The following is a 21,471-nucleotide window of genomic DNA, read 5'->3' as shown; positions in this document are numbered from 1 at the left end:
GGGGTCCCCTCGGTCCGCAAGAAGCTACAGTTCCCTATGGAACACCCTGTAGCCTCTTGCTGAAATGGTTAATTTTCTGTCTCCAACGTTTTTCCCCCTTGCTTTTTGGAGAAGCCGGACTAGATTGAATCCACCAAACATAGGATGTTTGGAACTTTCCCTCATTAACAAGGAGCAAAACATGGATATCATTCACGACAATGCCGCTGACCTCAGCGTGTTGAACGGCAAGACGATCGCAGTACTCGGATACGGCGCCCAGGGACGCGCCCAGGCGCTTTGCATGCGCGACTCCGGCGTAAACGTCATCATCGGCGTCCGCCCCGGCAAATCCTTTGACGCAGCAACTCAGGACGGGTTCAAAGTCATGAGCGTCGCCGACGCCGTCAAGGAAGCCGACATCATTCACATCCTTCTTCCGGACGAAATGCACGGCCCCGTGTTCGAAGCCGAAATCAAGCCGAACCTGACCGCCGGCAAGGCTCTCGCCTGCTCCCACGGTTTCGCTTACGTGTTCAAAACGATCGTTCCTCCCGCCGACGTCGACGTCATCATGGTGGCGCCCAAGGGTCCGGGAACTGAAGTCCGCAAAGTGTTCGAACAAGGTTTTGGCTGCCCCGGCCTGATCGCCGTGTTCCAGGACGCTACAGGCAAAGCCAAAGACATGGCTCTCGCTATGGCCAAGGCCGAAGGACTCACACGCGGCGGCGTTCTCGAATGCACCTTTGAACAGGAAACCTACGAAGATCTCTTCGGAGAACAAAACGTCCTCTGCGGCGGCATGGTCGACCTGATGAAGTATGGTTTCGAAACACTTATTGAAGCCGGCTATCCGGCTGAAATGGCTTATTTCGAATGCATCCACGAAGCCAAGCTCATCGTGGACCTCATCTACGAAGGCGGCATCCAGAAGATGAACTCCGTCATCTCCAACACCGCCGAATGGGGTGAATACTACAATGGACCGCAGATCCTGACCCCCGACGTCAAGGAACGCATGAAGGAATCCCTCAAGCGCATCGAAAGCGGCGTATTCGCCAAGGATTGGCTGGCCGAAGCCAACAGCGGAGCCAAGGTTCTCCAAGCCAAGAGAGCAGAACTCGGACAGCATCCTGCCGAAGTCGTCGGCAAGAAGATCCGTAGCTTGTTTGAAAAACACTAAACCATTCTGTCGCCTTACTGACGCTGCCGCCGGTTCCGGATTTGGTCCGGCGGCAGTTGCCATCCCGACAACCAAGCCTATGGACAGGGAATCCGCCGATTCGGTTATCAATGTGGAAAATGCAAATGTCTTCCTGGGAGGACGTGAAATTCTGCATGATATCTCCTGGCAGGTCAAACGCGGCGAACGCTGTTTTATCCTCGGAGCCAATGGAGCAGGTAAAACGACGCTCGTCAAAATGCTCATGGGATATGCCTGGCCGCTCTACGGAGCTAAAGTCCAGGTCCTAGGCAAAACATTCGGCAGTATCAACCTGTCGGAACTCCGTAAATCCATCGCCTGGGTTAGCCCGTTCATGCACCAATGGCTTGCCGACCGCGAATGGACAGGGCTGGAAATGGCCCTCTCCGGGCTGGACGGAACCATCGGCCTGTTCCGCAGCACAAGCAGGGAAGAAAAAGACCGAGCGCGCAGCATCATGCAATCGCTTAAGGCGGAGCACCTCCTTGACCGTGCCGTTCACATCATGTCCTCCGGGGAACAAGTCAAGGTCCTTATCGCCAGGGCATTGATGACCGATCCCGAGCTCGTCATCCTTGACGAACCCAGCGTTTATCTCGATATCGCCGGAAGGGAATTCCTCCTCAATACCATTCAAGAACTTGCCGAATCCCGACCGGAACTTACCATTGTTTTCATCACCCAGCGCATCGAAGACATCCTGCCTTCTTTCACTCGCGGCATGATCCTCAAATCCGGTGCCATCTGCGCGGAAGGCTCCCGTGACGAAGTCCTGACCGAGGCCAACCTCCATACCGCATTCGATCTCAACATCCGGCTCATCAAAACGGATCAAGGCCGTTTCTGGACAGTCATCGAATAATCCTCTCCCTGCCCCTCCCTTCGCGTATGGAATTGAAAAAACCCGTTCGTATCTCCCTCTCCCGGCAAGTCCTCAATGCCATGGAAGGATTGATCCGGGAAGGCCGCTGGGCCGTCGGAGACCGGATTCCCGCCGAACCGGAACTGGCAAAATCCTTCTCCGTCAGCCACAATACCATCCGCGAAGCCCTGCAGTCCCTGATTCATGCCGGAATTCTGGAAGCACGCCCCGGAGACGGTACCTACGTCATCGCCAATGATCGTTTCGCCGTTGCCATGAACAACAAATTGCGTGAGGCGGAACTCCACCAAATCCTGGAAGCGCGACGGGCTCTCGAAAAGGAAATAGCCAGGCTCGCCGCCGCCAACCGCACGGATGCCGATCTCCGTCAATTGGAACAGGACTGGCAAACCTGCCAGGCTCGCTCCGGCCAGGGCATCGAAGACGATATGCGCTTTCATGCCTCCGTCGCCGCCGCCACCCACAACCCTGTCCTGGCGGAATTATACCGCGTCATCGTCAGCTATCTCCAGGACAATCTGGAACACATCCTGGCAGAAAAACAATACGATGCCGGAGCCATGCAATTGCATGCCGACCTTCTGGACGCCATCCGCAGCCACGATGCCGACACGGCGGAAGCCATTATTGTCCGCATCGTCGAATTCGATGCCAGTACCATCGCCGGTCAATAAGCCATGTCTCCGGCAGGGTACCAGGTAGGTGCGTGTCTCTGACATGCCCTTTCATAAAATTTTCAACGCTACACCGGATTGTCTTGTCTAAGTATTTGCCTCCTGATAGGGAGGTATCCCTTAATCATCTCAAATCATCAATACAACTATGAAAAAATTCATCGCTATCGCCGTTTGCGCCTGCGCCCTGGGTCTGAATGGTTTCGCCGCTGACACTCCGGCCGGCGACACCCCCGCCAAATGTGACCAAAACTGTCCCAAGGCATGCAAGGATTGCGAAGGTTGCAAGGATTGTAAAAAAGCTAAAAAATGCGACAAAGCCAAGAAGTGCGACAAAAAAGGCGAATGCCCGAAGAAGGCTGAAGCCTGATCTTGCCGCTTCCGTCCAATCCGGAATCCGGAGTCAAAGGACGCCACCAAGCTCCCAAACTGCAGCAATTTCGATTGTTGCAGTTTTTTTGTATCCGACGCATTTCGCGTCACGGAATAAATATCACGGCACATTCGTCTTCAGGAAAAGACATGTAAGAAATACATGCGTCTTACCGTAATTCTTTGTATGAATAGACTCCTTGCCCCCCTTACCGCCGCCACTGTCTGCCTTCTGGGGCTTGCCAATACTTGGGGAGAAACTCCCTCCTCAAAACCAGCCGTTACCCCGACTCCCCAGCAAAGAGAATGGGCTGAGCAGGAACTGGGAGTCATCATCCACTTTGACATGCCCACTTATGTGCCTGGTTATAATTGGCGCCAGTTCGGCACTCATCCGGCTCCATCCGTCTTCAACCCGACCCATCTGGATACCGACCAATGGTTGAAAGCAGCCAGGGACATGGGAGCCAAATACGCGGTGCTCGTCGCCAAACACTGCTCGGGCTTCAGCCTCTGGCCAACCAAAGCCCACGAATACAGCGTCAAAAATTCACCTTGGAAAAACGGCAAGGGAGACATCGTCGCCGACTTCGTTCAATCTTGTCGGAAAATGGGGATCAAACCCGGCATTTACGCCAGTACGGCTGCCAACGGGTACTGTTACGTAGACAACCCCGGCAAAGTTCAACCCGGAGCCAAAATCACCCAGCAGGATTACAACAAAATTGTAGAAACCCAGCTCACGGAACTGTGGAGCAACTATGGCAAGCTTTTTGAAGTCTGGTTCGATGGGGGAGTCCTCCCCATTTCGGAGGGCGGCGCCAATGTCTCTGCCCTCCTGAAAAAGTACCAGCCCGATGCCATCGCCTTCCAGGGACCGGAAGACCACCCGAACCTCATCCGCTGGGTCGGCAATGAAGAAGGTTTTGCTCCTGATCCCTGCTGGGGAACGGCCAACGCTACAACCAAAGCTGACGGTACGATCAAAATAGAAGGTATGGGAGGCTCCGCTACAGGCAGTATCTGGTGCCCGGGGGAAGCAGACCTGACGTTGCGCCGCAATTCATCCTTCCAGGGAGGGTGGTTTTGGACAAAGGGACAGGACAACACACTCTTCAGCGTCGATGACATGATGCACAAGTATGTCTGCAGTGTGGGGCGCAATACGAATATGCTCGTCGGCATCGTCATCGATGACCGCGGACTCGTTCCCGATGCCGATGTCAAACGCCTCAAGGAATTCGGCGACCGCCTCCGGCAGGACTTTGCCAACCCCATCGTTACCACGCAAGGCAAGGGCAACAATTTGGAGATCGTCAACCCGGACAACCGTTCCGTCCGCTATATCGTCCTGCGTGAACGCATTGCCAACGGCGAATGCGTCCTCGGCTACAAAGTGGAATGGGACACCGGCAAAGGCTGGGAAACCGTCTTCGAAGGACAAGTCATCGGCAACAAACGTATTATTCAAACCGATGGAGCCATTCCCAAAAAAGTTCGCCTTACCGTCACCGACTTCCGGGGAACGCCCGATATCCGTGAATTTTCCCTTTACTAATCTAACCTTCCTCCCGAGGTAGGAAATGCTTTGAAATCGGCAGACATGTCTTAAAACGGAATTAAACCAAACCGAGTTTAATCTATTCAACATATAGAGAATCAATCCGCGGAACAGGTATTGGGACGATATAAATTTCAACGCAACATCAAGAGTCAGTGTCCAACAGGCATGGCTTCCGTTCATCCTTTCCCCCGAATCGGATTCAAATCCTTTTTCCCCCTTGCCTGTATTTTGGGAATCCTGTGTTCCTGTCAACCGGAAAAACCTAAAGAAAACATACCCTATTCCGTCGAAACGGCACGGCCGACAGAAATGAATGTACCTATTCTCCAGGAATGGGTCGGACATTTGACCGGTACCGTCAATGCCAGTATTCTCCCCCAAATCAGCGGTTATCTGAAAAGCCAGGATTACCAGAACGGGGCCATGGTTAAAAAAGGAGATATCCTGTTCCACATAGACGACCAGTCGTTCCGCGACCAGGTACGCCAAGCCGAAGCCAGATTGTCCGAAGCCAAAGCCCAGCTGCAACAACAGGAATACGACAAAAACATCTATGCCCCTCTGGCAGCCAAGGACATCGTCTCCAAACAAAAATACGAAGATACGGCTCTGGCTGTCGAAGCTGCCAAAGCCTCCTTGCTGGCATCACAGGCTGCATTAAGCCTGGCCCAACAAAACCTGGCTTACACCGTTATCACGTCACCGATCGATGGCGTCGCCGGCATTGCGACCGTTCAGCAGGGAGACCTAGTCAGCCCCGAAGGAAAATCCATGACGGAAGTCTCATCAATCAATCCTATCCGATTGAACTTCTCCGTCTCCCAAGAACAATGGTTGAAGCAAACGGGCAACCAGGGAACTCAAAAAGCCGGGCAACCGGGCATTACCAACGGCAGTGAACTGGAGGTCATCCTTTCCGAAGGGAAAACTTATCCGCATCAAGCCCGTGTCGTTGCCATCGACAGCGCTTTTAATCCCACGACAGGCACCATACGTATCCAGGCGAACCTCCCCAATGAAGACTCTCTGCTCAGGCCAGGCATGTTCGTCCGCGTCCGCGCCCGGACCGGAGAAGAACAGCATGCCCTGACAGTCCCGGTACAAGCCATCATTTCCATGCAGGGACGCTTTTTCATCGTCACTGTGGATGACCGGAACAAGCCCCATATGATCCCGATCAAGGTCGGAGGAAAGATCGGAAACAGGCAAGTCGTCATACCCATTGTTCCCAATTCCGTAACGACCGACTCGCAGGTCGTCGTCGAAGGAGTCCAGCAAGCCATGATCGCAGCGGCGGAAGGAACAACCACGCTGATGGTCAAGCCCTATGATCCCGAAAACAAAACCCTGTAATTCCAAACTTTACATCCTACTCCTAGGGAGGACATTATGGCACAATTTTTCATCAAACGTCCGATCGTCGCGATCTGTCTCTCTATCATAATCGTCATGCTGGGTACATTTTCCCTGCTGCGGCTGCCGATTGCCGAATATCCGGACATCATTCCTCCCGTCATCCAGGTTTCCGCCACCTACCCCGGAGCAGATTGCGAAACAGTCGTCAAATCCATCGCTTCCCCGTTGGAGCAGCAAATGTCCGGTGTGGACAACATGTCCTATATGTCATCCGTCAGCACCAACAACGGACAAATGAGCATGACTGTCGTATTCGACGTCGGCACCAACCCGAACATGGACCAGGTGCTCTCCTACTTGCGTTACGGACAAGCCAACTCCCAACTTCCCGGAGAAGTAGCGGAACTGGGCGTTTCCCTGCGAAAATCAAGCGGATTGCCGACCATGGTCGTCAGTTTCTATTCCCCGGACAAAAACTATGACAGTCTCTGGATTTCCAACTACGCCAACATCAACCTAGTCAATGCCATCAAACGCGTCAAGGGAGTCGGCGACGTACAGGTCTTCGGCTCCGGCAGATACGCCATGCGTATCTGGCTGAATCCGGAAAAACTTTCCGCTCTCAACATCAGCGTCACGGAAGCCATGCAGGCTGTTCAGGCGCAAAACACAGTTAATCCCGCCGGCAAGGTCGGGGCCCAACCCGCCCCTGATGATCAGCAATTTACCTATACCGTCAAAGCGCCCGGCCGCCTCAACACGGTTGCCGATTTCGAAAACATCGTCGTCCGGGGCACAGGGGATTCTATTGTCCGCCTGAGAGATATCGCCCGCGTAGAACTCGGGGCGGAGACCTATGAACTCAGCGCCCGAGTCAACGGGTCGCCCACGGCTGCCATTGCCATTTATGAAGCCCCCGGAGGCAATGCCCTGCAGTTATCTGACGATATCAGAAAACTCCTGCAGGATACCCCTCTACCGCCCGGACTCGATTACCTCGTTTCCATGGATTCCACGAAAGCTGTCCAGGCCAGCATTACCGAAATCGCACAAACTCTGCTGATCGCTCTCGGCCTCGTCATCCTTGTCGTGTTCGTCTTCCTCCAAGGTTGGAGAGGCACCATCATTCCGTTTTTCGCAATCCCGGTAGCTATCATCGGAACCTTTGCATTCTTCCCGTTATTCGGTTTTTCCATCAATACCATTTGCCTGATGGGCATGGTCCTGGCTATCGGGCTAGTCGTGGATGACGCCATTGTTGTCGTAGAAGCCGTCCAGAACCACATCGACTCCGGAGAATCCCCCAAAGAGGCCACTGCCAACGCCATGAAGGAAGTTGCCGGTCCCATCGTCAGCACGGCGCTCGTCATTTCCTGCGTATTCCTGCCGACCCTTCTTCTTCCGGGAGTGACCGGTAAATTATTCGGGCAGTTCGCCATCACGATCGGAGCCTCCATCATCATCTCGGCCTTCTGCGCCCTATCCCTGAGCCCGGCTCTGGCAGCCATGATCCTGCGGAAGGAATCCACTTCCAATCATAAACTCCTGGGGCCCCTGTACCGTGCATTCAATACCTTTTTCGACAAGGCCCGTAATCTCTATGTCGCCATATGCGGCAGCCTGACAAGGCGGATCGTTCTCTCCCTCGTTCTGTTAGCCGGCATGACTGCCTTGATCTTCCCCATCACGCAACGCATTCCCGGAGGGTTTCTTCCCAATGAAGACCAGGGCTATCTGTTCGCCGGCATCCAACTTCCGCAGAACTCCTCCCTGAACGTCACGGAAAAGGCTTCCTTCCAGGTGGAAGAAATCATCAGATCCATTCCGGGCGTCCAGGACGTCACCACCGTCAACGGTTTCAACTTGATGACATTCGTCCAAAGCCCGAATAACGCTTTCTTCTTCATCTCCCTGAAACCCTGGAACGAACGCCGTTCGCCCGGCGAAAGTGCAGACGCCCTCTGCGGACGCATCACGGAGGAACTCACCCGCCGCATTTCCTCCGGCATCACCTTCGTCTTTCCTCCTCCTCCCATTCCCGGAGTCGGAACATCCGGAGCCGTCTCCTTCCTGTTGGAAGACAGACAGGGAAAAGGAGAAAATTTCCTCACAGCCAATACTACCGCCTTCATCAATGCCGCCCGGAAGCATCCCGCCATCGCCTCCATCAACAACTTCATGACGCCGTCCATCGAACAATACAAACTCGACGTCAATACGGAACAAGCATCCCTGCAAGGAGTGGACGTTGCCGACGTCTACAACACCATCCAGGCCTACATGGGCAGCATCTTCGTCAATTACTTCAACATCTACGGGCAACAGTGGCAAGTGTACATGCAGGCTGACGGGAACTACCGCAACAGCATCGACAAACTGAACCTCTTCAACGTACGAGCTGCCAACGGAGATGCTGTCCCTATCAACTCTGTCGTCAGCACCGGCAAGACCTGGGCTCCCGAATTCCTGATGCGCCAGGACATGTACAATTGCTCGATGCTCAATGTATCGCCAGCTCCCGGTTATTCCTCCGGGGATGTTATGGCCGCTCTGGAACAAACCTTCCGCGATACCATGCCGGCGGGCATGGGGTATGGATACTCCGGCATGAGTTTTCAGGAGCAACAAGCCTCCCAGGGGTTAACACCGGGTATTATCTTCATCGTGTCCTCCATTCTGGTATTCCTGATTCTGGCATCTTTGTATGAAAGCTGGACCCTGCCTCTAGCCGTCTTCATGACAGTTCCTGTCGCCCTTCTCGGCTCGGTTGCCGCCTTGCTGGCTTTCGGACAGGAATTGAACGTCTATTCGCAAATCGGTCTGATCGTCCTCATAGCCCTGGCCGCTAAAAACGCCATTCTCATTGTAGAATTCGCCGTTCTTGAAATTCGGCAAGGCAAGTCTCTGATGGAAGCCACCCTGGATGCGGCACGCATCCGTCTACGGCCCATCCTGATGACGAGTTTCGCCTTCATTCTGGGTTGCGTACCGCTGGCAGTCGCCTCCGGTTCGGGGGCTGCGGCCCGCCAAGTCGTCGGCATCGGCGTCATCGGGGGCATGCTGACAGCCGTCTTCCTCGGCATCTTCCTCATCCCTTCTTTCTTCCACATGATAGCCAAGTGGACGGGATTGGGAGCATCGTCTCCGAACAAAGAGCAATCCTGATCCGACCAGTCTCCGTATCTCCCTCTATTTCCCGGCGACCGGAGTCAAGGCATACACATTACCCGAGAAGTCGGCCACAAAGACGGCATTGCCGGAAATGGCGGGAGAACTCAGGAAGGGGGCTCCCGTCATCGCCTTCCACAGAACGTTGCCGCTCTTGCGGTCCAACGCCGTCAGGGAACCGTCGGAGGCCGTCGCCAGAACAGTAGCATCTCCTGCCAGGACAGGGCTCGTCTCAATCGTTGCTGAAACCTTGCGCGTGTAAGGAGCCGTATACACCAGGGCATCACCGGGAGCATGTCGCCACTTTTCGGTAAGAGTTTCGCGATCCAGCGCAATCAAACCGTCTCTGGCCGAACCGAAGATAATTTCCTGATCCGTCACCAAGGGAGTCGAAGTCACATCGACGGAAACGGGCAGCTTCACATGATTCAGCACATTGCCCGTCGCCGTCTCCAATACAAACAAACCGTCCTGCGAGGTTATATAGGCTTTATCTCCATGAATGGCGGCGGAAGCCCCACGATTACGCAACCCGTCACGGTCGATTTTCCAGAGCAATTTCCCCGTCGCGGCATCGTTGCCAAACAAGGCCTGCCACTGCGAACCCGAAATCAACACCCCATTGCCAAGGGACATAGTCGTCGTCGTCCCCTCGCGCTGATCCCAACCGGAATTTTTCCACAACTCCTTTCCATCCTTGACGGAACAGGCTGTCAGTCCTCTCCCGCTGCCCGCATACACGATCCCCTTGTCTGCAACAAGTCCCTCGATTAATCCTGGGACATCCTTGACGTTCAGCTTCTTTTCCCAGCGGAGCATCCCGGTTTTTCCATGAATGGCATAGAGATAACCGTCAGAATCCTGGGCAAGCACGGTATCGCCATCCAAAACAATGGTATTCTTGACCGAATTGCGGGTCGGGTAACGCCACAAAAGTTCCCCTGTCCGGGCATCCAAAGCATAAATTCCGCTTCTTCCCTTCAAGTCCTCATCCATTGCCGCCACATAAACCTTGTCTTCCCGGACAACAGGAGAAGCCATGTAAACATTGGCTCCTATATTGGAAACCCATGCCAGCTCATAGGGGGGCAGAGGAGCCCCCGGCACAGTACCGGAGTGTTCCGGATTTCCCAGCAGATTATTCCAGGGTTTCCCTGTCCGGACCGGATTGGCGGCAAAAGGAGTACAGATGAAATTCTCTTCCGCATCAACTGTAAGACCATGCCCGAAATCAACCCGGGTTCGAAGTTGAACCTTTTTACCGGCAGCCCCGGCAGGCATCGGCACCTCGGCAGACCAGTTCCAATCCGTCCGGCGCGACAAAGCAACCTCCGGCAGCTTCTTCCCGTCCACCGTCAGAGAACAAGTCACCCCTTTCGTCGGAGAACCGGCATGATAGGCATTGACCAGTACCGTCAGGGAACCATTCTTCGACAACGGTGATTTTCCATTCTGCACGGATGCGACATGCACGGCTCTATCCAGATAGGCATATCGCAAATTCGATGACGGATAGCCTTCGACATCAACGTGAATATCGCGGAAAGCAGCTGTCGAATGGTCGATTCCTCCCTTGTCCACCGTCCCCGTACACATGGTAAAAACTTCTCCCTGGAATCGCATATGGTTGATATGCCAGTGCCCATAGATCCAAGCCTTTAGATTGTGGGCATTCAGGTCAATCTCCTCACCCTTGCCGATGCCATATTTGAATTGATCGCCCGTCGTAAGAATATCGTGGTTAAAAACGATTACAGGCTTACCCTTCGGAACCAGAGCCAGATCATTCTTCATCCAGCGGTACACATCCTCTTTGGTATAACCGGGTTTGCGGTCGCCCCCAAGCATCGGGGTGACAATGTAATGCGTACTTCCGGAATCAAAGGAATAGAATGTCGGACCGTACACGTTCTCGAACACCTCTTCCCCATACTTGCCCGCCACCAGATCGTGGTTGCCGATACAGTAATACACGGGACAGGGGAAATTGCCCGTATTCATCAAATTAATATGCTCCTTCAGCCCTTTTTCATAACAGATGTCGCCCGTATGGATCACGAAGGAAGCCCCGGTCTTCTCCGCATATTCCCGGAGACCGTTCACCCAGTCCTCATGCTCCCCGGTATTGAAAATTTCCGTATCCGTAATGTGCAGGAAACTGTGTTCCTTGCCCGGCGTTCCCTTTTTGTTCGGGAGAAGGGCGAAATCATACTGTTCCTTCCCATCTTCGATTTTCCGGTAAAAAGGATACGCCTTGCAACCGTCCGGAACAGTCATGAAAAGGAACCGTTCCCCTTCATGCCCCGGCAGCACATACCGGCCGTTCTTGTCCGTTTTGACGGCGTGAAGGCCATCCGACACAACAACGCCGGCTACAGGAACTTCTCCCGGATCATGAATGCCATTGGCATTCCTGTCTGCAAAAACAATACCGGAATAATCGGCCCATGCGGAAGGCACAATCAAAGCAACAACAAAAAGAGCAAAAAAAGGGGGCTTTTTCATGGAACGTTATTCATTTTATCCATGACAAATTCAAATGCAATTTCTAATGTTCGCAATCCTCCTATCAGGAAACGCCTCGCAGGAAATATGAATATCTTCGCCAAACATCAAAGCATAGCGGAAACTGCCATCTCATAAGATCCCATGATGGAAATATTTAGAATACTATTGATTTTTACAGAAATCCGCGCCATCTTTAAAATACTATTAATATCCAAAAATTCACCCAGGACATTATACCACAAAAACAATAATGTGAATATATTACAATTATTATAATTTGACACTGAAGAGATCTCGTGACACCTTGCAAAGAATACATTCCAATCCGTGGAAAAGTTGTTCATCGCGGAAATTTTTCCTGTTTTTCCACGTATATAGGAACATGCAGCCGCATTCTCTTTCATCAATCCTTTTCATTGTAAGCGCCGGTATAACCATAGCTGCGCCTTTGCAAACCTCCAAGGTTTCATCCATGGATGAAGGGTGGAAATTCGCTCGTTTCGGAACGATGCCGGACGGCACCATGAAGCTGGAACCCGGAGCTCCGTCGAGAACAGTCTGGGCCTCTACCAGCCAGAACGACAATACCGCGGCCATGGCACTGGACGGGAATCCCGGCACCCGCTGGTGCGCCACCCGTAGCGGTGCGGGACAAACGCTCTCCGTGGACATGGGACAACCGACTCCCGTCGCCAAAGTTTCCATCTTATGGGAAAAAGAGGGAATACACCAATTCAAGTTGGAAGGATCCTCCGACGGAACCAACTGGAAAACTCTTTACGACGAAACCAAAAACAAAGTTTCTTCCGACCGTACCACCTGCGATATCCGCAGGGAAAACGCCCGGTTCTACCGCATCACCGTCACTGATCATACTCCGTCCATGTGGGCCAGCATCCGGGAACTGAACTTCTTCGACGCCATGGACAAGGAACTGGTTCCCCGGCCATCCGCCGAGTCACGCATGTCTCCTCCCTCCGAACCGGGCTACAACGATGAAAAGTGGCGGACGCTGGATCTCCCGCACGACTGGGGTGTCGAAGGTCCGTTCCGCATGGAATTGCCCAATAATACAGGTAAACTCCCCTGGGTCGGCATCGGCTGGTACCGCAAGACTCTGGATGTTCCCGCCGATGCGCAGGGAAACCGTTTCTACCTGGACTTTGACGGAGCCATGACCTGTCCTCAGATTTTCGTCAACGGGCAATTGGCCGGAGAGTGGAAATATGGCTACGCCTCTTTCCGCGTGGATATCACTCCCTTCCTCCGCTTCGGTCAAACGAACACGATCGCCGTCCGTCTGGACAATCCCCCCAATTCCTCCCGCTGGTACCCGGGAGCCGGGATTTACCGCCATGTGCGCCTGACGGAAGCCAATCCCGTCCACCTAGATCACTGGGGAGTTTACGTCCGCACTCCTGAAATTACAAAGGACCAGGCTACCGTCCTGGTCGATACGACAGTCGCCAACAACAGTGGCAAGGCAGCCATTCCAACTGTTATTCAGAAGATTCTGGACGGAGACAAGGTCGTCTCCACTGCTGAATCAACGGGGAAGGAAATCGCACCGGGACAAAAGGAAATCGTCCAAAATACGCTGAACGTCAAATCACCGATTCTCTGGGATCTCGACAATCCCCACCTCTATACGGTCGAAACAACGGTCATGCTCGACGGCAAACCGGTCGATTCCGCCCAAACCAATCTCGGCATCCGTACGATCGAATGGACTGTGGACGACGGGTTCCATCTCAACGGGAAGAGAATCCCCATCAACGGAGTCTGCCAGCACCACGACCTCGGGCCTCTCGGCGGTGCAGTCCACAAGCGCGGCTACGAACGCCAGGTGGAAATCCTCAAGGAAATGGGCACCAACGCCATCCGCACCACGCACAATCCCCCTGCCCCCGAACTGCTCGACGCCTGCGACCGACTGGGCATGCTTGTCATGGACGAGTTGTTCGACATGTGGGAAAGTGCCAAGAACGAAAACGACTACCACCTCTACTTCAACGATTGGCACGAACGGGATCTCGTCAATTTTGTCCGCCGGGACCGCAATCACCCCAGTGTTATCCTCTGGAGCGGCGGCAATGAAGTCCACGAACAGTGGAATCCCGCCAAGCATTACATTTCCAAGCGACTTACCGAATTGTTCCACCGCGAAGATCCATCCCGCCTGGTCGGTATCGGATGCAGCGGAGGCGAGGGCATCAGAAACGGATTTGCCGACACCGTAGATGTCTTCGGCGGCAACTATCGTGCCGGGCAATATCCGGAATTCAAACAAAAGAAGCCCGACCAGCCCGCATTCGGCAGTGAGACTTCCTCCTGTATCAGTTCCCGCGGAGAATATTTCTTCCCTGTCAGTTGGAAGCAAAACGGAGGGTTCTTCAATTTCCAGGTCAGTTCCTACGACCTCTATGCACCGGGCTGGGCTTACAAGCCGGATGTCGAATTCCGCGCCCTGGACGCCAACAAGCGCATCGCCGGCGAATTTGTCTGGACCGGGTTCGACTACCTCGGCGAACCGACACCTTACAACCACGACGCCACCAACGCCCTGAACTTTTCCGATGAAAAGGAAAAGCAAAAGGCCATGGCCATGTTCGAGAAATTGGGTAAATACGCCCCGTCCCGCAGTTCCTATTTCGGCATTGTAGATCTCTGCGGTTTCAAAAAAGACCGCTTTTACCTCTACCAGGCACGCTGGCGCCCGGAACTCAAAATGGCTCACATCCTGCCCCACTGGAATTGGCCGGACCGCGTCGGAAAGGTGACTCCCGTCCATGTGTACACCAGCGGAGACTCGGCAGAACTCTTCCTCAACGGCAAAAGCCAGGGAGTCCGTACCAAAGGAACCGCTGACGACAATGCCTACCGTCTCGTCTGGCACGACGTCAAATATGAACCGGGAGAACTCAAAGTTGTCGTTACCAAAGACGGCAAGCCATGGGCCACGGACATCGTGCAAACTTCCGGTCCGGCAACAAACTTCACCGTAGAGGCCGACCAAACGGAAATCGCCGGTGACGGACAGGATCTTTCCTACCTCACCATCACGATGAAGGATGCCCAGGGCCGTTTTGTCCCGACAGCCCAGACTCCTCTGAATTTCACGGTGGAAGGCCCGGCGGAAATCGTCGGAGTCTGCAACGGAGACGCAACGGATTTCACTCCTTTCCAAGGAAATAAAATCAATGCATACAACGGCATGGCGCAAGTCATCATCCGTGGCAAGAGACACGCCTCCGGCAACGTCACCGTAACGGGAACAGCCCAGGGCATGCCCGCTACCTCCACCAAATTGACCATCGTCCCGGCACAGCAAAACTAATCCATAGACACAAAATACATATGAGAAAACTACTGCTTCCCGTCTGTCTGAGCACCTCGTTCCTTTTGGCCGGCATGGCCGCCGCCACCGAGGCACCTCTACCCAACCATTCTTCCCATACCGTAGGAATCAACGACAACGACTTCCTGATCGACGGCAAGCCGATTCAAATCATCTCCGGGGAAATGCACTACCCGCGCGTCCCGAAAGCATACTGGCGCGACCGTATGAAGCGCATGAAGGCCATGGGATGTAACACTCTTTGTACCTATATCTTCTGGAACATGCATGAGCCCAAACCGGGAGAATGGGACTTCTCCGGGAATCTCGACATCGCAGAATACTGCCGAATCGCTCAGGAAGAAGGATTGTGGGTCATCGTCCGCCCGGGACCGTATGTTTGCGCGGAATGGGAATTCGGAGGTTTCCCCTCCTGGCTGCTTAAAGGCCGGAAAATCAAGGTCCGTTCCACCGATCCCGGGTACATGAAGCCGACTCTCAACTACCTGAAGAAAGTAGCCGCCGTACTAGCCCCTCTCCAGGCATCCAAAGGAGGTCCCATCATCATGACCCAGGTGGAAAACGAATACGGAGCCTATTCCAACGACAAGGAATACCTTCGGGCGCACCTCAATGCCCTGAAAGAAGGAGGACTTACCGACGTCCAGTTCTACACGGCCGACCAACCTACCGACGGATGCCTCAAAAACGGTACGCTGCCGGATCTGCCCGCTGCCCTCACCTTCGGCGGAGGAGCTAAAAACGCCTTCGAACTCTTCCGCAAGCACAGACCGAAAGGCCCCCGCATGAATGGGGAATTCTGGTGCGGATGGTTCGACCACTGGGGAGCCGTCCACAACCCGCGCAACACGGAATCGTACAACAGCGAGTTCAAGTGGATGCTGGAAAACGGAATTTCCGTCAACTTCTACATGGTGCACGGAGGTACGTCCTTCGGTTTCATGTCGGGAGCCAACGGCGGCAATAACAGCATGACGCCGGACATCACCTCATACGACTATTCCGCCCCCATCAGCGAATCCGGCAAACTCAATGCACGCTTCCAAGCCTTCCGCAAAACCGTGGAGGACCACCTCGGACACGCATTGCCTCAGCCCCCGCCCGATCCGGAATTCATTGACATCGCTCCCATCTCATTCTCCCAGTCCGCAGGCATGTTCAACAACCTGCCCAAGCCTGTGGAAAGCGCCAACCCCATCGTCATGGAAGATATGGATCAGGCTTACGGCTTCGTCCTCTACCGCACCAAGGTCACAGGACCCCAGGAAAACGCTCCGCTGACCATGACCCGCCTGATGGACCGCGCTATCGTCCTGCTGGACGGGAAACGCGTCGGAACGGCGGACCGCCGGCACGGTACCAATACCGTCAAGCTGGATATCCCGGGCGGAGAACACACGCTGGATATTCTGGTAGAGAACCTCGGGCGCGTCAATTACGGAGGCGCCATCACCACGGAGAACAAGGGGATTACAGAAGGAGTCACCCTCGCCGGCAAACCCGTTACCGGATTCAAGAACTTCTCCCTGCCCTGTGCCGACAAGGAAGTAGCCGCACTCCCCTTCTCCACAAAAGTCCCCGCAGGTGACCAGCCGATCTTCTACAAGAGTTCGTTCAAAGTAGACAAGCCCGGAGACACCTTCCTCGACATGCAGGACGGATGGACCAAGGGTGTAGTCTGGGTAAACGGTCACAACCTCGGGCGTTTCTGGTTTGTCGGTCCCCAGCAGACCTTGTACTGCCCTGCTCCGTTCCTCAAACAGGGAGAGAATGAAATCATCGTCCTCGATCTCGAAGGAGGCAAAGGAACCGTCAAGGGAGGTTCGGAACAAATCTGGAAAACGAACAAGGAGAAAAACCTCTTCAAACTCAACCGCAAACCCGGCCAAACCGTCACACCCGGCAAGACCTCCCTCGTCCATGAAGGAACCTTCCAAGCCGGAGAAACCTGGCAGGACATCAAGTTCGACAAACCTGTCACAGGACGCTACTTCGCCATCGAAGCCCTCAGTGCCATGGATGGACAAGACTACGCCGCCATCGCCGAGCTGGAAATCCTCGACGAAAATGACAATCCTCTCAAAAAGGAAGAATGGAAAGTCGCCTATGCCGACAGTGAAGAAGTAGATGCAGAACCCGGCAATGCCGAACTCGTCATGGACCGCCAGCCCGTCACCTTCTGGCACACTGCCTGGAGCGACAACGGACCCAAGCACCCCCACTTGCTCGTGCTCGACCTCGGAGGCAACAAAAAGATCTCCGGTTTCCAGTACCTTCCCCGTCCCGGTGCTTCTGGTGGCAAAATCAAGGACTACCGCGCCTACGTCAGCCTCAAACCCTTCCCAGGCCAATAAAGGCGCAGACTAACAACTACTCATCCCACAACCGGAGCGGCTCACCACCGCTCCGGTTTTTTTATGGAGGAACAAGAGAATTGAGGAAAGCCGCCCACCTCATCAAAAATATATTTCCTTTCATTGGGAGATTTCATATTTGAGAGAATATGAAAAAAAGTATAAGAACATTATTACTGGCATTATGCCTCATGGGAGTTTGCCATGGGGTAGATGAATCATCCAGTGCGGGTGCTACTCCCCGACAAATTCCCGAGATACCCGATCAGGCAATCATGTATTCCTTGTCGGGCGCAGGTTGGAAACCGGATAAAACCATGCAGGCTTTTTGCAAATGGTTCAAACCTCAGGAAAAAGGGATCAAACTCAGCGACAAGTACAAGGCTATTTATTTTGCGATTGCCTTTCCGGAAATCAAACATTACGGAGCCGCTGTCTATATTTATGAGCTTCCTGCTGATGTTGCCAAGGCCATGCAGTCCGCTCTTAAAATAAAAAATTCAGCACTCATTCAGAAAATCAAAGCACCCATGATGCATACGGCGAGAATTGTTTCGAACCGCTTGATCATTATTCAGGCTCCCGCTCGAGAGTCTCAATTTACAGAAAAATTAATCAATAATATTGAGAAATTTGTCCACATTAAATAACCACTCCGAAGAAATTGAGACTCACCCCTTGACCTTGTAGCGCAGAACTGTTTTCAAGGCATCCGGGGCGACCTTCCGGGGATCAGACAGGTAAATTTCACGGTGTGATGCGGATGTCCTGTTCAGCCCTTTTTCCAGGCAGAACTGTTCCATCAAGGCAAAGCTTTCCGGCTCGTTGTCGTAGGATCCCACATGAAGCATCTGGACACACTGCCCTTCTTCGACGGAGACAAGGGTGACTTGCTTCAACAGAGAGGAGGGATCTTTTTCAGCCGCGATTTCAAGAGCCAGATCGAACACCCGGCTCGTCACAAAATCGGGTTGCCGAATCATCATCGTATAACGAAGACGGCTTTTGTCAGTCAACACTTGCGAGGCATCGCCCTCGGGCATACTCCATGTGGCTTCCAGAGGGTACACTGTGTATTCAAAATATCCGGGAGGCACAATGCCTTTTTTGGGCATCATCCTGATGGCGTAGGCTATGGAGTACAGAACACCGATGCCATCGGCAAATTCCCGGGCATTCGGATCGCCATGCCCGTCCAATGCCAAATAGAAGTACGGCGGCACCGTTACGACAACAGGTTTCCTGCCGGGAAGGTAGAGTTCCTTTTCCCGTTTTCTCCATTCATATTTTACTTCTCCCATCATGTTCTGCTAACAAAGTCCTCATGGCAGGGCAAGCATATTTCCGTCGAATGCGGTATAAGCACAGTCTCGCCAATCATTACCCAGAAAGTGCCGAAAGATCATTCCACAACCAAATTTACAGTTGCAGGAGTCAATCCGGGTGAACTGAATACAACCGATACGATTCCTTTTTCACCGGAGGTCTGGATATAGCCAAGAAGCCTTCCCCGGTATGCTTTACGAGAGGCACTGGTATTATTGCTCATGTCCGTATTGCTTCCCGCCTCCAAACCAAGCAACTTCCCTGGTCCAGTGACGGAACAGGATATCTCATTTTCAGCCAGAGGAACAGAGTTGCCACCCCTGTCACGGATATAAACGATAACATGCGCCAAATCCTTGTCTCTCCCCAATTTCATCCTGTCGGCAACAACCTCCAGGCACGCTGCTTTTCCTGCAGTCTTAATCGTATGCCGTGTTTTTTCCTTTCCATCGTCAAGACCGACGGCTTCCAATGTTCCCGGTTCATAATCGAGGTCCCAGGTTATTACTCCCGTTTTATCATCGTAGTCCTTTACGTTGCCTACTTGCCTGCCATTCAATAAAAGTTTTGCCTGCGGACAATTCGTATAACACATAATCCTTATACGGTCTCCTTTTTCATAATTCCAAATCGGCCATTCGTCTATGGAGTAATCTGAAATTTGTTGCCGGCATTTGCATGTTCCGATGCGGATCAAGGGAAATTGAGTCCACAAAGCCTTCCGGAAATAGGCCCTTGGCTTCATAAAACCGGCCATGTCCAACAAGCCTTGGAAAAATGGTCTGTAGAGTCCCCGGGAAGGCCACACTTCCGCTTCTCCCAGATAATCGACTCCGACCCAAATAAATTGTCCAAAAACATAATCATTGTCCCGGGCAATTTTCCAGGCTTCCAGAGTATGCGTGTTCTCGCTCCCATAAATAATCCGGGATGGATATTTCTCATGGTCTTGCGAATAAGCTCCCTCCGTATAGTTGTATCCCACAGCATCCAAAGCCGCTGGCAATCCGGTTTTATTTGACATGGAAATCCCAGCCAGTGCTGCAGATACGGGCCGCGTAGGATCTACCGACTTAACTTCAGAAACAAGGCGCTCGGCAATGGTTCCAAGACGTTCCGCAGAAGGCTTGTTGAAAATGACTCCCTTTTCCAATCGGCCCGGTTGCGACATGCCGATACTGTCTTTGCCTCCCAAAACAGGATGGGTATAGGGATCGTTAGGGTAGTCGATTTCATTGCCAATCATCCACATGAAAATAGAACAGTGATTTCTATCTCGAAGAACCATGTCCCGGATATCCCGACTACTCCATTCATCAAAATACCAAAACGATCCTTGATATCCAGGTTTTCCAGTGCAGAAACCTTCCTCCCATTTTCTTTTCGGATACTCCCATTCATCAAATGAATCCGGAGTTACGAGAAATCCCATTTCATCACACAAATCATACAAATAGGGGACATGAGGATTATGGCTCATCCTGATTGCATTGCAACCCAGAGTTTTAATCGTCTCTAACCGACGTACCCAAACTTGCCTGGGAACAGCGGATCCTAAAGCTCCGGCATCATGATGTATGCATACTCCTTTAATCTTTATACTTTTCCCATTGATAAAGAGCCCCTTGTCAGGATCCATGGAGATCTTTCTTATGCCAGTACGGAAAGAAGTCCCGTCAATATTTTTGTCCCCCTGGAAAAGAGAAACTCTGATCGTATAAAGCCGAGGATCCCCGGGACTCCATAACAACGGGTTTTGCAGCGTCAGGGAAATCATTTGAGAGGTAGCGCCGTTTCCTTGGACTTTCAATGGAGAGGTTGTTTGCGCAACGCATTCACCATCTTCGGAAAACAACCCTACACAAATTGCAAGTAATTCGTCTCTTTCCGTTTCATTTCTCACGGCAACATCCACATCCAACACGGCCTTTTTGGAAGTCGCCGTCCGCGTCCTGCAAAAAACACCCCATTTGTCAATATGCACCGGATTCGAATAAATCAGATAGACATCACGGTATATTCCAGATCCGTTGTACCAACGGGAATCTGCACCCATACTGTGATCAACGCGTACCGCAAGATTATTCTTTTCCCCATATCGGACATAAGGCGTTATGTCGTACAAAAACGACACATAGCCATTCGGACGTTTTCCAACCAGCCGACCATTCACATAAACCTCGCTGTTGTTATAGACTCCCTCAAAATAAATAAAGACCTTTTCCCCTCGTTTCTCCTCCGGGATTTCCAGACATTTCCGATACCAGGCAATCCCTCCCGGAAGATAACCAGCATTTGCCGGCCATTTCGGATCGGGGGTTGCCTCAATACTCCAGTCATGAGGTAAATCAAGGCTTCTCCAAAGATGATCGTCGTACCCCGGTAATCGCGCACCGTATTCATCTCCCAGGCAAAATTTCCAATTCTCATTAATCTTTTGAGATATTCCGAAAAAAGCATCCGCCTTTGCAGAAATCAAGCAAAGAGCCATCACAACCACGAAAGCGAAAATGCGAAATAACATAGTATTTTTCTTTTATCAGGCAGAATTTTATACGTCAACAACAAACAAAAAACAGAAAAAGAAAATACATTATCCCATCTTATCATATGGGAACTGTATTTATAAAAACAAATCGCCATCGAACAACTTATTTATTTTAATAATATTATACAGCATGAAAACATTTCCATATCATATCGAATACAGGAAAAGCAAAGAAAA

The 21,471-nt window shown here is 52.5% G+C and carries 13 protein-coding genes; 10 read left to right on the top strand and 3 right to left on the bottom strand.

Features of this window, described 5'->3' with window-relative positions:
- Window positions 1-181 precede the first annotated feature (181 nt).
- The 7 genes from ilvC (at window position 182) to QET93_RS02555 (ending at window position 9,197) form a co-directional block, all read left to right on the top strand.
- Window positions 182-1,162 (top strand): ketol-acid reductoisomerase, encoded by a 981-nt coding sequence (gene ilvC, locus QET93_RS02585; RefSeq protein ID WP_280131744.1) that lies wholly within the window; start codon window positions 182-184, stop codon window positions 1,160-1,162.
- Window positions 1,149-2,045 (top strand): ATP-binding cassette domain-containing protein, encoded by an 897-nt coding sequence (locus QET93_RS02580; protein WP_280131743.1) that lies wholly within the window; start codon window positions 1,149-1,151, stop codon window positions 2,043-2,045. Before ilvC ends, QET93_RS02580 begins: the two co-directional genes overlap by 14 nt.
- 26 nt (window positions 2,046-2,071) lie before the next feature.
- Window positions 2,072-2,740 (top strand): FadR/GntR family transcriptional regulator, encoded by a 669-nt coding sequence (locus tag QET93_RS02575; protein ID WP_280125605.1) that lies wholly within the window; start codon window positions 2,072-2,074, stop codon window positions 2,738-2,740.
- A 148-nt stretch (window positions 2,741-2,888) separates the two neighbouring features.
- The gene (locus QET93_RS02570; protein ID WP_280131742.1) at window positions 2,889-3,110 is read left to right on the top strand and encodes a hypothetical protein; all 222 of its coding nucleotides are present in this window, start codon (window positions 2,889-2,891) and stop codon (window positions 3,108-3,110) included.
- A 189-nt stretch (window positions 3,111-3,299) separates the two neighbouring features.
- A complete protein-coding gene (locus QET93_RS02565) occupies window positions 3,300-4,670 on the top strand; it encodes an alpha-L-fucosidase (RefSeq protein ID WP_280131741.1) in 1,371 nt (456 codons plus the stop codon).
- 171 nt (window positions 4,671-4,841) lie between these two features.
- Window positions 4,842-6,029, top strand: coding sequence for an efflux RND transporter periplasmic adaptor subunit (locus tag QET93_RS02560; protein ID WP_280131740.1), 1,188 nt, complete (start codon window positions 4,842-4,844; stop codon window positions 6,027-6,029).
- A gap of 36 nt (window positions 6,030-6,065) precedes the next feature.
- A complete protein-coding gene (locus QET93_RS02555; RefSeq protein WP_280131739.1) occupies window positions 6,066-9,197 on the top strand; it encodes an efflux RND transporter permease subunit in 3,132 nt (1,043 codons plus the stop codon).
- A gap of 24 nt (window positions 9,198-9,221) precedes the next feature.
- On the opposite strand, the gene QET93_RS02550 is transcribed toward QET93_RS02555, so the two are convergent.
- Window positions 9,222-11,705 (bottom strand): PQQ-binding-like beta-propeller repeat protein, encoded by a 2,484-nt coding sequence (locus QET93_RS02550; protein ID WP_280131738.1) that lies wholly within the window; start codon window positions 11,703-11,705, stop codon window positions 9,222-9,224.
- A 385-nt stretch (window positions 11,706-12,090) separates the two neighbouring features.
- On the opposite strand from QET93_RS02550, the gene galB reads away from it, so the two are divergent.
- The 3 genes from galB to QET93_RS02535 all read left to right on the top strand — a co-directional run bounded on the left by galB (window position 12,091) and on the right by QET93_RS02535 (window position 18,070).
- Window positions 12,091-15,045, top strand: a complete 2,955-nt coding sequence (gene galB, locus QET93_RS02545) for a beta-galactosidase GalB (protein ID WP_322190085.1) — start codon at window positions 12,091-12,093, stop codon at window positions 15,043-15,045.
- 20 nt (window positions 15,046-15,065) lie between these two features.
- A complete protein-coding gene (locus tag QET93_RS02540) occupies window positions 15,066-17,420 on the top strand; it encodes a beta-galactosidase (RefSeq protein ID WP_280131736.1) in 2,355 nt (784 codons plus the stop codon).
- 149 nt (window positions 17,421-17,569) lie between these two features.
- Entirely contained in the window at window positions 17,570-18,070 is a 501-nt protein-coding gene (locus QET93_RS02535; RefSeq protein ID WP_280131735.1) for a hypothetical protein, read from the top strand.
- 21 nt (window positions 18,071-18,091) lie between these two features.
- On the opposite strand, the gene QET93_RS02530 is transcribed toward QET93_RS02535, so the two are convergent.
- A complete protein-coding gene (locus tag QET93_RS02530) occupies window positions 18,092-18,724 on the bottom strand; it encodes a GyrI-like domain-containing protein (RefSeq protein WP_280125614.1) in 633 nt (210 codons plus the stop codon).
- 98 nt (window positions 18,725-18,822) lie between these two features.
- On the bottom strand, window positions 18,823-21,237 hold the full coding sequence (locus tag QET93_RS13220) for a sugar-binding domain-containing protein (RefSeq protein WP_345786065.1): 2,415 nt from the start codon (window positions 21,235-21,237) through the stop codon (window positions 18,823-18,825).
- Window positions 21,238-21,471: the final 234 nt, after the last annotated feature.

The organism is Akkermansia sp. N21116 (assembly GCF_029854705.2).
Taxonomy (GTDB): domain Bacteria; phylum Verrucomicrobiota; class Verrucomicrobiia; order Verrucomicrobiales; family Akkermansiaceae; genus Akkermansia.
Note: the sequence above shows the minus strand (reverse complement) of the source record. Positions and strands in the feature narration are given on the sequence as shown.